Raw genomic sequence first — 12,659 nt, 5'->3', positions numbered from 1 at the left:
TTGTCCAGTAACACACCGAATTTAGGATTATTGAAGAAAGACCCGATGGTGGATGGCAATGAGACCTTTAACATCGAGACGATGCTGAATGAAAATTGGGATAAGGTTGATGAGGCTGTGGGGCAGGTCAGAGTGGATCTGGGGAATATTGATGTGGAAATTCCGGATGCATCTTTGATTCAAAAGGGGATCGTGCAGTTGTCCAGTGCCACGAATGGGGCGCGGGAGAATGTGGCGGCTACGGAGAAGGCGGTGAAGGCTGCGTATGATCGGGGAAGTGCAGGTGTGACAGCAGCAGCTACTGCTCAATCTAAGGCTGACTCTGCATACACTGAGGCAGCTGCGGCAAAGCAGCTTGGAGTTGAGCAGAAAAACAACGTGGTTGCCGCGCTCAACTCCATTGGGGTAGCGGCATCCACGAGTGAAACCTGGGCGCAGCTGGTAGCGAAGATGGCGAGGGTTATTAAGGCGACAGGGAATGCTACGGCTGGGGACATACTTGCCGGAAAAACAGCATCCAATGCAAGCGGAGTAGTAACAGGCACAATGATAAACCGAGGGGCACAAATACTATCTTCATCAAGAGACTCAAGAATAACTATACCTCAAGGATATCATAATGGTTCAGGTTACGTTACACCCAACTATATGCTTAGGTCCGCAAGTGGAACTGTGAGTAGTAGTAGTACAAAACCTTTTTATCTTACCGATAGAGATGGAGCAGATTATTGGAGGTCTTATATCTCTGTAACTGGATTAGGTTTTAAACCTTCGAGTATTTTTTTATACTTTATAAACAATGGGAACAATTATAGTCATGCACAATCCACTCTCTATCGTGACGGTATGTATGTTAATGGTTATCAAGCAGTTTATGCTGGGATGGAAATATTCAGAGTCGATGGCACACAAGCCTACGTGAGAGACGGATCGTTTCTACTACCTGTCAGTGGCAGTGTAGATGCTCGGTGGTATGCATATGAGTAAGAAGTTTAGGAGTACACGTTATTGAGTCTTAATCATTTATTGTCTAAGTTTCACGAATCTAATGGGTACGTTGTCTAACATGAAGAACAATATTTATGAAAGGAGCACCAGCATGACCACCCAGCACATACACGATGCCCTAGCATACCAACTATCCAGCTCCTTCCCCAACATCCCCCTCATCACTAAAGAGGATGCCGACCCACTACCACCAGCCCCATACCTCCAAACTGAGCTAACCCTAGCCGAGTTCGAGCCGATATCGACAAGTCGATATGCGGCTCGTTTTCGTTTCCGCATCTCTTACGCACCGGTGGAAGGGAAGCCGGTAGCAATGATCATGGACCAGATGCTGGAGACCTTAACATACCTTGAAGTCGAAGGTCGACCTTGCCGGGCTTCATCAGTGGCGTGGGAGCGACCAACGGGGAATGATGGGACATCGGGAGAGGGATATTTTCGTGCAGAGTATGTCATTCAGCTGACGACCGATCAGGTCGAAACGGAAAGCAAGATGCAAACATTGAAACAGGGAGGCGGATTGAAATGAGTAAAAAAGAAACAGCACCGGCGTTCAACAAGCAACAGTTGGCAAAATCCAATCAATTCAGTAATCGCGAAAAGGATGTGCTGAGCGCCATTCTTGAAGAGGGCAAAACGTACACCGTTCAGCAAGCGAAAGAGCAACTCACCACATTTTTGAAAAAGGAGGTCATCTAAATGGCCGGAGGAACATGGACAACACCAAACAAAGTAAGACCAGGCGTATACACCCAAATCTCATCGCATGAGCAGCCGATCGGGCGGGTAGGTGAAAGGGGGATTGCGGCACTGGGCTTGTCACTTCCATGGGGAGAGCCTCATAATATCCTGACGATCAAACCAGGCACAAATCTGGTAGAGGTGCTGGGTTATGATATCACAGCTCCACAGTTGCTTACGGTAAAAGAAGTACTTAAGCGCGCTGGCACGCTTCTGTTGTACCGTTTGAACAGCGGCACCCAGGCAGCAGCTTCGGTTGCGGGACTGAAAGTAACTGCACTTTACGGCGGCGAACGCGGCAACGATCTCCAGATCGTCGTTGAGAACGCGGTGGATGATCCCGGCAAGTTTGTGGTCAGCACCCTGCTGAGTGGCAAAGCAGTGGACAAGCAGCTTGTAGCTAGTGCAGCCGAACTGCAGCCGAACCTGTACGTAGCCTTCGCACCAGATACCGGCGATATGGCGGCTACGGCAGGATTTGCTCTGACTGGCGGCGCTAACGGCACCGTGACGAACCAAGAGCATGTGGACTTCCTTGCCGCGCTTGAGGTCCAAGACTTCCAGACTGTAGGTCTGTTGTCTGCGGACCCAACGCTCAAGTCCCTGTATACCGCGTTCGCCAAGCGGCTTCGCGAGCAAGAAGGCAAGAAGGTCCAAGCTGTATTGTCTGACTATCCGGCTGCGGATTATGAAGGCGTCATCTCCGTAAAAAATGGCGTTGTTCTCACCGACGGCACCGTAGTAGACAAGGTGAAGGCGGTCGCTTGGGTCACAGGTGCTACTGCTGCGGCAGCTGTAAACGAATCCCTAACGTACGCGGCTTACGATGAAGCGGTGGATACCGATGTTCGTCTTAGCCATACGGAGATTGAAGCGGCGCTCACGAATGGCGAGTTTCTGTTCAGCTACAGCGGAGGCAAGGCCGTGGTAGAGCAGGATATTAATAGTTTTACATCGATTGAGCCGGCCAAAGCGCGCCATTTCTCCAAAAACCGGGTGGTCCGCGTTCTGGATGGCATTGCGAATGATCTGAAGCTGATTTTTGAGAAGTCTTATATTGGGAAGGTAGATAACAATGTGGATGGCCGGACGCTGTTTTGGGCGGAATGTGCGGCGTATTTTGCATCTTTGCAGAATATCGGGGCCATCCAGAATTTTGATGCGAACGAGGATATTGTGGTGACGCCGGGTACGGAAGGCGATGTGCTGTTTGTGGATATTAAGGTACAGCCAGTGGATGCAATTGAAAAAGTATACATGAAAGTGAAGGTGGTCTAAGATGGCATTTTTGCGGGCGAACGACACGATTTCCGGGCAAGAGGGCAAGGCATTCGTCAAGATTGGCGAGCGTATGGAGGAAATGTTCTACATTAAAACACTGGAAGCTACGGTGGAGAAGGAAAAAGCCGAGCTGAAAACGATGGGCCAACGCGCCGTACAGCACAAAGCCATTGGCTGGAAGGGCAGCGGCACGATGACCATTTATTATGTGACCTCACTGTTTCGCGAGCTGATGATGGAATACATCCAAACAGGGAAAGACGCCTACTTCATGATCGAAGTGCGCAATGAGGATCCGGGATCGACCACAGGGCGTCAGACAGTGATTTTGGAAGGGGTCAACCTCGACAGCGTGATTATGGCTTCTCTCGACACCGAAGCGGAGGCGCTGGAGGAAGAAGTGGCCTTCACGTTTGAGAATGTGCGGATTGAGACGCCGTTTAACCCATTGGCCTAATACTTAATATTGAATGAGGAGGAAGGATATGAGCGATTTTAGTATGTTTTTTGCTGGGCAGTCGTCTGCGGAGATCACGGAGGAATTCGTGGTCTCTGTTCGTTTTAAGGATGCTGAAGGGAGCCCTGTGCCTTGGAAGCTGCGCAGCATCACGGAGGAAGAAAACCAGGAGTGCCGCAAAGCGGCTACGCGTAAGGTTAAGGGCAAGAACGGTGTATTCACGCCGGAAATCGACCCGAACGACTATATGGCGAAACTGATGGTATCGAGCGTCATCTACCCGGATCTGAAAAACAGCGAGCTGCAAAAATCGTACGGCGTGCTCGGTGCAGAATCCCTGCTCCGCAAAATGCTGCTGCCCGGCGAGTTCGCCGCGCTTGGTGAGCGGGTGCAAGCCCTGAACGGTTTTGACCGGGATATGAACGAACTGGTAGATGACGTAAAAAACTAATCAAAGAGGGCGATGGTGACGCTAATTATGCGTACTATGCCCTCCATGAACTGCACATCCTTCCTCACCAGCTCATGGCGATGACGGTCCGGGAACGGGCCGCCATCTATGCCATGATCTCGATGCGGGTGGAGAAGGAGAAGCGCGAGCGAGTCCGGAAGCGGAGATAGGTTGTAGAAAAGGGGGTGAAGGAATGGCGAGTGTAAAGGATGCACTCCTGCGCTTAAATAATTTGGCTAATGAAATGATCGTGAATCAGCTGTTACAGCTTGAAAACAGCTTTCAACAAACTGTTGATCAAATTGCTGAGGCAGCAGCAGAACAAGAGCAGCTTAATGAACGGATTGAGCAAGGGGAAAAGAAAGCCAGTAAGCTTGGGAATGCTTTTAAATTGTTAAAATCCGCATATAAAGCGGCCGATTTTGTTGCGAAAATGACGATTATTCCAGCAGTAAAAGAACAAGTAACGGAAGACTTCTTTAAAGTTAAGACTGGTGATGCCGAGGTAGGTTCAGCTATATTCGAGAACGTCAAACAGAATGCATTGAAAACCGGGTTAGATGTTAATGATTCGTTAAATAATGCTTTAACGTTCATGTCAATGACTAAAAACTCAGATCAAATTGCGCAATTAAATGGCTTCGCTGATCGAATGAGCACACTATCAACAGACGGCAAGAGTTCAAAAGATGCAACAAGGGCGATTATGAGTGCGATGCGTGGCGATACCAGCTCTCTAGCTAAAGATTTTAATATTCCTGATTCCCAGATTAAAAGCTTTAATGCAGAAATCATATCATCTAAAGGGAATTTTACTGCATTTCTTTCAACCATGGACAAACTGCTGCAAAAATCAGGGATGACACAGGAAGCTATGGATGCCATGCTGGATTCGCCTGTTAATAAGTGGCAGCAACTAATGGGATCCGTCAACAATTCTTTTGTTCAGATGGGGGGTGGCGCATTAGCTGCAATCATGCCAATTCTGGATATGTTGAATGCAGCTTTTGAAAACGGGACTTTCCAGCCTTTTATTGATGCTATATCCATAGGATTAACCGTAATTGCTGAGGGGTTTTTGTGGGTAGCGCAAATGATCCCTCCAGCCTGGGAATTCATTAAAGCTACGATTGCTGGTGTCGGTAACACCATATGGAATCTGGTCACTATATTTATGGGGTTGCTTCCTGTTATCGCTTTAGCGGGTGTTTTTTTTGCGATGTTAAATGCAGGGATGATCATGGGGAGAATATCGGCTTACGCGTTTACTGCAGCACAAACTGTGATGGCTACGGTTACGAATATAGCGGCAGGTGCAATGAGATTATTTAATATGGTGGTTAAGGCTAATCCTCTTATGCTATTAATTTCTTTAGTTATCGCTGCTATGGCCGCATTCGGGGCTTGGAAAGTGGTGACGCTGGGCCTTAAGCAGATATTCAGCAACGTATTCGGCTTCATTGTCGATCTGGCGCAAAACACGGTTAATACTGTCATTTCAGTTATTAACGGGATAATTAAGGGTGTTAACGCGGTAGCGGGCTTTTTTGGAAAGGTCCTTGGTGTGGATACCAAGCAGATTGCAGAGATTGAGTATAAGGCGGACTTTACGAATTTCAAAGACACCGGACAGAAAGGCATAGAAGATTTCTCCATGGATACATTTAAGGATAAATTCATGCCGGATAAGAACCTGGGCAAGAACAACGAGGATATTTTAAAACAGTACAACACGGGGAAAACCGGGTACGATGTTGCTCTTCCAAAAGCAACCCCGACCCCGTCCATGCCTGCTATGCCCGCCATGCCAACGGCTCCAATCCCGGTAGCCCCTGCGGGTGGCAGCATCGATTCCATTGGTAAAGTGGATAACTCGGTGGACGTGGCGAGCGAGGATCTGAAAGTGATGCGCGATTTGGCAGAAGTGAATGCGATCAGCAATATGATCACCCTGACGCCAACCGTACAGATGACGACGGGAGATATTAATTCCGGAGCTGATCTGGATACGATCATGTCGAGAATTAACCGGACGCTGGAGGAGCAGTTTGTGTCCAGTGCCGAGGGGGTGTATTTGTAGCATGAGCGATTATGGATTTTTTCTGAGCTTCAATAACCAGGAGGAAGTTTTCCGATTTCCGGTGAATCCTGAGCGGTTTGACGTCAAGGATAGCGGTGAAGGCAAATCCTATACGGTAGCTGGGCTTGGCGAAGTAAATGCGATTCTGCATCCGAAGCTGACGGAGATCTCGTTTGAGAGCTTTTTCCCGGGGAGAGTGTATCCCTTTGTACATCTAGGTTCTGACAAAAAGCTGAAGCTTCCGATTGAATACGTAAATACCATTAAGGGCTGGATGGAGTCCCGTCGACCTGTTCGCTTTGTCATGACGGGGCTTGTTCCCGATCCGCTGAGCGGTACGGATGGCAAGAATGTGGTGAGAGCGATGAAGTCTTTTGGCATCAACATAGCGGCATCCATCGAAAGCTTCAACTGGAATACGATGGCCGGTTCACCGGAAGATATCGAGTTCTCAATTACGCTCAAGCGCTATGTGTTCTACGGGGCGCGTAAAGTCGTGCCGGTAAAAGACAAAAAAGCGGCAGCCGTGAAGAAGAAAGACCGACCGGATGACCGCAAAAAAACAACCTCCTATACAGTTGCCAAAGGCGATTCCTTGTGGAGCATTGCCCAAAAGCTGCTCGGCAGCGGTTCCCGTCATGCGGACATCCAAAAACTGAACGGAATCAAGGACCATGAGGTCCGGAAGCTGGCCGTCGGCCGGGTTCTCAAGATTCCCTAAAGAGGTGGCGCCATGATTGAACTGATGATTGACCGCAAGAACGGAAGCGTGTGGGATCTGGGGCAGATCGTAACCGACATCACGTGGAAAACTAGCCGTCAGGCAAAGCCGGCGAGTCTGGATATCAACTATGTGAATTATGGTCTTGCGCAGAGCAAGGCATTCGAAGTGGAAAACGGCGACATTGTGCGCTTCCGCAAGGATAACAAGGATCTGTTTTATGGGTATGTTTTTTCCAAGGAGTGGGGCATGGACGCCCAGGTCAAGGTGATGGCTTACGATCAGCTGCGCTACTTGTCCAGCAACGACACCTACCGGTTCACGAATGCCAAGGTGGAGGATATCATCCGGAAGATTGCCAAGGATTTTAATTTGAAGACAGGCACGCTGGCCGATACCGGCCATACGATCCCTGCGATGCTGGAAGCGGACAAGAAACTGATCGATATTATCTGCAAGGCTCTGGATTCCACATTAATCGCGACCAAGCAGTACTATATGTTTTACGATCGGTATGGCGAACTGACGTTAACCAACATCAACGACATGCTGCTCATGCTAGCGGTGGGAGAAGACAGCCTCATGACGGATTTTTCATATAAAAAAAGCATCGACAACGAGACGTACAACCGCATCAAAGTCGTGCGGGACAACAAGCAGACGGGGAAGCGGGATGTTTACCTTTACCAGCACGGACAAAACATTGCCCAATGGGGCCTGCTCCAGTTATACGAGGTTGCTGACGAGAACATGAATCCCGCTCAGTTGAAACAGCTAGCGCAAAATTTACTGGAGCTGAAGAACAGGGAGCAGCAGACGCTGTCCATTGAGGCTATCGGGGATTTGCGGGTCCGTGCCGGAAACACCATTTATGTGAATCTGCCCGAAGAAGGCTTGAAGCCGTATCTCATCGATGAGTGTACACATAAATTCTCGGACGGTACGCACACGATGTCGCTAAATATGAAGGTGGTGTAAGCAGGGATGCTGGATATTATCAAAAAAGCCAGTCTTAGCGCCGTGGGGAGCACAAACCCGATGGCGGTGCTGTATGGTACAGTCACATCAATCCATCCTCTGGAGGTGAACGTGGATCAGCGATTCAGCCTGACGGAGGATTTTTTAGTTATCGGAGAATCGATGACCGAGTACAAGCTGAACATTGGCGGCGCGGAATATGTGATTCGAAAAGGGCTGGAGATCGGTGACACGGTGCTGCTCATTCGTTACCAAGGCGGCCAAACGTATCTCGTGCTGGATCGGTTGGTGAAGCCGTCATGATTCCGCAGGGAGGAACACTGGAGCCAGGTAGCGAGATTGTGGAAACTCTGGAGCAGTCTAGTCTGACGTATGACTTGAACCTGGAAGAAGGAAGGATATCAGGTCACATTGACGGTCTTGAGGCTGTTAAACAGGCTGTGGTAAAAATCCTTCAGACGCGCCGTTTTGAACATCTGATCTACAGCAGCAACTATGGGCAGGAGCTGGACTCCGTCATTGGCCGCGACCCGCTGTGGGCCTATGCTGAAATCGAGCGGCATATCAAGGAAGCACTGCTGCAGGATGACCGCGTATTGTCGGTCGATGATATGAATATTACCTTTACGGGCGAGCAGGCGGTTGCGGAATTTACGGTCCGAAGCGTGTATGGGGCTTTCAATATGATCAAGGAGGTGAGAGAGGATGGTTGAGGAACAGACGTACGAAGCAATCTTGCAGCGGATGATGGATCGAATCCCGGATGGTATGGATAAAAGGGAAGGCAGTATCATCTACGATGCGTTGGCACCCTCTGCGGCTGAGCTTGCCCAGATGTACGTGGAATTGGGGTACTCCATGAACCTGAAATTTGCCGCGACGGCATCGGGCGAATTTTTGGATCGGAGCATTGCCTGGTCAGGGCTGACCCGGAAGCAGGCTACAAAAGCACAGCTTTTGGGGCACTTCTCGGGCAATAACGGTGCCGCGGTGGATGTGCCTATAGGGAGCCGTTTTTCATTGGATCCGCTGAATTACAAAGTCATCACCCGGCTGGATGCCGGGCAATATGTTCTGGAATGCGAGACAAGCGGGAAGGAAGGTAACCGCCGATTCGGCTCGCTGCTTCCGCTGGAATACGTAGAAGGCTTGGTGAAGGCGGAGCTGATGGAGCTCTGGGTACCTGGCGAAGATACCGAATCGGATGAAGCGTTGTATGACCGATACCGCGAAAAAATCTCCCGACCCGTGACCAGTGCAAACCGGAATCAGTATGAACTGTGGGCGAGGGAGAAAGCCGGGGTTGGAAAGGCTAAGGCTTTTCCGTTATGGAATGGTCCGGGCACCGTCAAGGTGGTGCTGCTGGATAACGAGATGCGATCGCCTACACCTTCCGTTGTGGAATTGGTGCAGCAGCATATCGATCCGACCATGGATGGCATGGGAGAAGGGGCGGCTCCCGTCGGTTCGGTGGTCACCGTTGTGGGGGCTGCTGAAGTGCCAGTCCATATCGAAGTGCAGGTTACGCTGCTCGATGGGGCCGGCTTGGATGGTGTGCAGGCAGCGATTGAGCAAGGCGTGCGCCAGTATCTGAAAGACCTTGCCATGTCCGACCCGTTGGTCCGGTATAACCGGATTGCCAACGTGATTTTGGATATTCCGTCTGTCATTGACTACGAGGTATTGACCGTGAACGGAGGAACGGACAGCCTTCCGATCGAACCGGAAGCAGTGGCTGTCCTGGGGACGGTGACGGTCCGATGAGTAAAGCCGAAGCTTGGCTGGGTTACCTGCCGTCCTATTATCACGATGTTCGAGAAATGAAAAGCATTGCCGGGGTAGAAGGGGCTGAATTGGACAAGTTAGCGCAGGAACTGGAGGATCAGGTGGACCAGTATTATCCCGAAACTGCTACGTGGGCGTTATCCCGGTTCGAGCAGGACTTGAACATTCCGGTGAATCTCTCCAAGCCGATCGAGCAGCGGCGCTCGGTTATCATCTCGAAGATGCGGGGAAGCGGCAAGGTGTCCGCCAGCATGCTCAAAAATGTGGCGCAAGCCTATGAGCGGGGCAGCATTGAGGTATCCGTCCAGCCAGCGGAGTATAAAGTGACAATTCATTTTCGAGATACGCTGGGTATTCCGCCAAATTTAAGTGATCTAAAATCAGCCATTGAGGAAATCAAACCCGCGCATATGGCGGTCGATTACGCTTTGCGTTATCTCACCATTGCCGAGGTGGAGGGCATGACGTTTGAGGAAATATCAGCAACGACACAAGACAGATTGTTGGGAGGAGGAGCCTAAATGACGAATCCGGTTACGCCGAATATCGGGTTGAACAAAATCGATCGAACCTCGCCGTCCACGACGTATTTCGATCTGGAGAAGTATATTGATCAGAACGCGGATGCCGTAGATCGGTTCGCGGGTGAAACCAGCGAGGCCATCGGCGCTTTAGAAAAGAGACTGGACACGGAAGAGCGCAGGGAAGTCGTACTGCAGCCCGGGCTTCAGATCGTGAACGCGGAGCGGAGCGCGCCTTTTAAGTTGAGTGGGATTAAGGGGCGGACGTTGGTGAATTTGTTGGGGCGTGCGGGATCGTGCGAGAATACTTCGAGCGTGCATCTGCTGGGAGCATCGACAACTACAATTACTCTATCAGGAGACAAGACGCAAGGTTCAAGTAGTTTTAAAGTGGTACAGACGGTGAACGGTGCAGCAGCAGCGGCAGGCGTCAAATTCGCATCATTGACGCACTTGAAAACAGGTGGTCAATACCTATTGGTAGCAGATTTTAAGACAGAAACGCTTGATAACCTTCCTATTCACGCCGAATTATGGGGATCCAGAGGGGATAAACTTGATACCATAATAGGGAAAGCATGGAGCACCCACTTCTTTTTACTAGGCGCAGCCGAGAACTACAAGGATTTATTTATTTGGGGTGCTGCTGGGACATTTTTCGCTGATGCTGTTCGTCTGTATGAGGTATCCCCTGCTGAGTACGCGGTTATTGCAACAATGACACCGGAACAGGTTGCCGCCAAGTATCCATACGTCGATAGCGTTCAGCCTGCACGTAATCCGTATGCGATCCGGTACGGGGAGAACTTGTTGCCTCCGTTTTTTGAATGGACTAGTCGCCAACCTTACCATACTGAAGACCCGTACACAGTCTTCAGCTTATCAGCTCCAGCACAAGTAATATATGTTGACATACCCGTTGTTCCCGGCATTTTGTACACACTATCATTCGGATCTTTAAAGTGTGACTACATTGCCGTTCATGATCTTAGTGGTTTAAACGCCAGTACTATGGATTACCTCGTAAAAGTAGATAGGAATCCAGCCGATGATAGCCCTTATAGCGTCCAATTTACTGGGCCTCGAACTGGGGTAGTTCGCATACATCTATACGCTTACGATTTACAAGCTGAGATAGATGGGGTAGATAGAAATTCACTGCCTGCTTACGATATACTCGCCACGAACCCTATGCTTACGCTTGGATCATCCGAAGCCAAACCCTTCAAACCACGCGGAGACGCCATGCTAGCGTTCCAGACGGATCTATACGCTGATCCACTGACAGGTGCGAATGCTGACGAAGTATTCGAAAAGGACGGGCAGTATTTCAAGCTGGTGAAGTGGAAGAAAATCGTGTTAGATGGAACACTTGGTTGGAGTATTGCAGCTGGGGGATCGTATCCGAGTTATAAAAAGATAAACGCATCCGTTGCCGGACTTACACTTGTATGTATGGTTACTAAGTATGATGGAAAAGTTTTAATCAGTTATAATGGAGCAATTCCAGACTATGGTGCGGATCGCTATTATGTTAATTTTAGTGGTCAGTTATTCGAGGTTTCCGTTTCCAACTTAGACAGCGGATGGGGCGACAACTACACACCGACAGCCGACGAGATTAAGGCGTATTTTATGGGTTGGAAAATGTATGATACAGCAAACGGAGCCACTACGAGTGTCTATAATGGTACTGCAGGACAATTGAAAGGTTGGGTAAGACGACGCTTGACTGATGGATCTTTTATTGAAGGTACAGGAACGTTACCGACTTCTCAAGCTCCGGAGTATACGCCGTATCAACTCGTATATCAACTCGCCACGCCAACGGTCGAGCCTATCGTATCCGAAGGTATGCTTACGTTTAACGAGGGTGATAATCAGATCGAGGTTGGAAGGGGGATCGTGCTTCGGGAGAGTGCGAAACCTACCGATCCGGCAAATAATGGCGGGGCTATTGATATAAACAACCCGTCAAATACAGCGGTGTATATTTCATCCCGGACAAAGAAAAGGGTAAACAAGATTTTAGCAGTGTACAGGGCAACTCAGAAAGATAATTGGAACTTGAATATTACTGTAGACCCTGCAATTTACCCGCAGAATAATGGACCGTGGGCGCGATTAAAAGGGACTTATGACCCTTCGGTACCCTACAGCATTACTTACATTACGGATGATCATTCACCTATCGTCCCTTTCACCGGATCTTACGCAGCCAACGAAAAGTCAATGCTCCTGGAATTGACCGACGTCGTGCAGCAGAACGCGACAACTGTATCCATGCTGATGAATAAGAAGGCCGACAAAGACATATCAGGATGGATTACACCAACATTATTAAATGGATGGAAGCGCCCTAATTTAGAACTTCCTGTTAGATACAAAGAACAAAATGGAATAGTTTATATTTCCGGTCGAATTTCAGATGGGACAGTCGGATATACTACGGAACATTCAGTTTTTATTTTACCTTCAGGATATAGACCAATAAAAACAATGTATTCCACAGTTAATGATGCTTCATATAATTCGAGGTATGTTGCCATTAATCCTAATGGCTATGTAAATATAGAAACTGGCGGGAATATCAATATCAATCTTGATGGGATTTCATTTCCAGCCGAACAATAAAA

At 49.1% G+C, this 12,659-nt stretch carries 14 protein-coding genes; all 14 read left to right on the top strand.

The features are described from left to right. The 14 genes from AC0VZ8_RS28350 (at position 1) to AC0VZ8_RS28285 (ending at position 12,657) form a co-directional block, all read left to right on the top strand. Entirely contained in the window at positions 1-987 is a 987-nt protein-coding gene (locus tag AC0VZ8_RS28350; RefSeq protein WP_475485168.1) for a phage tail protein, read from the top strand. Positions 988-1,099: 112 nt separating this feature from the next. Beyond that, positions 1,100-1,537, top strand: coding sequence for a phage tail terminator family protein (locus tag AC0VZ8_RS28345; RefSeq protein WP_475485167.1), 438 nt, complete (start codon positions 1,100-1,102; stop codon positions 1,535-1,537). Then, a complete protein-coding gene (locus AC0VZ8_RS28340; protein ID WP_475485166.1) occupies positions 1,534-1,707 on the top strand; it encodes a hypothetical protein in 174 nt (57 codons plus the stop codon). The genes AC0VZ8_RS28345 and AC0VZ8_RS28340 overlap by 4 nt, the downstream gene beginning before the upstream one ends. Continuing rightward, the gene (locus tag AC0VZ8_RS28335; RefSeq protein WP_475485165.1) at positions 1,708-3,027 is read left to right on the top strand and encodes a phage tail sheath family protein; all 1,320 of its coding nucleotides are present in this window, start codon (positions 1,708-1,710) and stop codon (positions 3,025-3,027) included. It abuts the gene before it with no gap. A gap of 1 nt (position 3,028) precedes the next feature. Continuing rightward, positions 3,029-3,487 carry a phage tail tube protein gene (locus tag AC0VZ8_RS28330; RefSeq protein ID WP_071222464.1) on the top strand — a complete coding sequence of 153 codons (459 nt, stop codon included), beginning with the start codon at positions 3,029-3,031 and terminating at the stop codon, positions 3,485-3,487. A 28-nt stretch (positions 3,488-3,515) separates the two neighbouring features. After that, complete coding sequence (locus AC0VZ8_RS28325; RefSeq protein ID WP_071222465.1) at positions 3,516-3,938, top strand: phage tail assembly chaperone; 423 nt, start codon at positions 3,516-3,518, stop codon at positions 3,936-3,938. A gap of 193 nt (positions 3,939-4,131) precedes the next feature. After that, on the top strand, positions 4,132-6,018 hold the full coding sequence (locus tag AC0VZ8_RS28320) for a phage tail family protein (protein WP_475485164.1): 1,887 nt from the start codon (positions 4,132-4,134) through the stop codon (positions 6,016-6,018). A gap of 1 nt (position 6,019) precedes the next feature. After that, a complete protein-coding gene (locus tag AC0VZ8_RS28315) occupies positions 6,020-6,739 on the top strand; it encodes a LysM peptidoglycan-binding domain-containing protein (RefSeq protein WP_475485163.1) in 720 nt (239 codons plus the stop codon). A 12-nt stretch (positions 6,740-6,751) separates the two neighbouring features. Next, positions 6,752-7,717, top strand: coding sequence for an XkdQ/YqbQ family protein (locus AC0VZ8_RS28310; protein WP_475485162.1), 966 nt, complete (start codon positions 6,752-6,754; stop codon positions 7,715-7,717). 6 nt (positions 7,718-7,723) lie between these two features. Beyond that, positions 7,724-8,020, top strand: a complete 297-nt coding sequence (locus tag AC0VZ8_RS28305; RefSeq protein ID WP_071222469.1) for a DUF2577 domain-containing protein — start codon at positions 7,724-7,726, stop codon at positions 8,018-8,020. Further along, on the top strand, positions 8,017-8,430 hold the full coding sequence (locus AC0VZ8_RS28300; RefSeq protein WP_475485161.1) for a DUF2634 domain-containing protein: 414 nt from the start codon (positions 8,017-8,019) through the stop codon (positions 8,428-8,430). Before AC0VZ8_RS28305 ends, AC0VZ8_RS28300 begins: the two co-directional genes overlap by 4 nt. Next, on the top strand, positions 8,423-9,481 hold the full coding sequence (locus tag AC0VZ8_RS28295; protein ID WP_475485160.1) for a baseplate J/gp47 family protein: 1,059 nt from the start codon (positions 8,423-8,425) through the stop codon (positions 9,479-9,481). Before AC0VZ8_RS28300 ends, AC0VZ8_RS28295 begins: the two co-directional genes overlap by 8 nt. Then, entirely contained in the window at positions 9,478-10,023 is a 546-nt protein-coding gene (locus AC0VZ8_RS28290; protein WP_475485159.1) for a YmfQ family protein, read from the top strand. Before AC0VZ8_RS28295 ends, AC0VZ8_RS28290 begins: the two co-directional genes overlap by 4 nt. Continuing rightward, positions 10,024-12,657: a hypothetical protein gene (locus tag AC0VZ8_RS28285; protein ID WP_475485158.1), complete on the top strand. Its 2,634-nt coding sequence runs from the start codon at positions 10,024-10,026 to the stop codon at positions 12,655-12,657. Positions 12,658-12,659: the final 2 nt, after the last annotated feature.

The sequence above is a fragment of the Paenibacillus sp. QJM3NY_38 genome, from assembly GCF_056173265.1.
This window is presented reverse-complemented; position numbering and strand designations above follow the sequence as displayed.

Coding starts and splice junctions, on each gene's coding strand:
- AC0VZ8_RS28340 (WP_475485166.1), top strand. CDS start 1,534: ATGAGTAAAAAAGAAACAGCACCGGCGTTCAACAAGCAACAGTTGGCA.
- AC0VZ8_RS28310 (WP_475485162.1), top strand. CDS start 6,752: ATGATTGAACTGATGATTGACCGCAAGAACGGAAGCGTGTGGGATCTG.
- AC0VZ8_RS28325 (WP_071222465.1), top strand. CDS start 3,516: ATGAGCGATTTTAGTATGTTTTTTGCTGGGCAGTCGTCTGCGGAGATC.
- AC0VZ8_RS28290 (WP_475485159.1), top strand. CDS start 9,478: ATGAGTAAAGCCGAAGCTTGGCTGGGTTACCTGCCGTCCTATTATCAC.
- AC0VZ8_RS28295 (WP_475485160.1), top strand. CDS start 8,423: ATGGTTGAGGAACAGACGTACGAAGCAATCTTGCAGCGGATGATGGAT.
- AC0VZ8_RS28315 (WP_475485163.1), top strand. CDS start 6,020: ATGAGCGATTATGGATTTTTTCTGAGCTTCAATAACCAGGAGGAAGTT.
- AC0VZ8_RS28300 (WP_475485161.1), top strand. CDS start 8,017: ATGATTCCGCAGGGAGGAACACTGGAGCCAGGTAGCGAGATTGTGGAA.
- AC0VZ8_RS28305 (WP_071222469.1), top strand. CDS start 7,724: ATGCTGGATATTATCAAAAAAGCCAGTCTTAGCGCCGTGGGGAGCACA.
- AC0VZ8_RS28285 (WP_475485158.1), top strand. CDS start 10,024: ATGACGAATCCGGTTACGCCGAATATCGGGTTGAACAAAATCGATCGA.
- AC0VZ8_RS28335 (WP_475485165.1), top strand. CDS start 1,708: ATGGCCGGAGGAACATGGACAACACCAAACAAAGTAAGACCAGGCGTA.
- AC0VZ8_RS28345 (WP_475485167.1), top strand. CDS start 1,100: ATGACCACCCAGCACATACACGATGCCCTAGCATACCAACTATCCAGC.
- AC0VZ8_RS28330 (WP_071222464.1), top strand. CDS start 3,029: ATGGCATTTTTGCGGGCGAACGACACGATTTCCGGGCAAGAGGGCAAG.
- AC0VZ8_RS28320 (WP_475485164.1), top strand. CDS start 4,132: ATGGCGAGTGTAAAGGATGCACTCCTGCGCTTAAATAATTTGGCTAAT.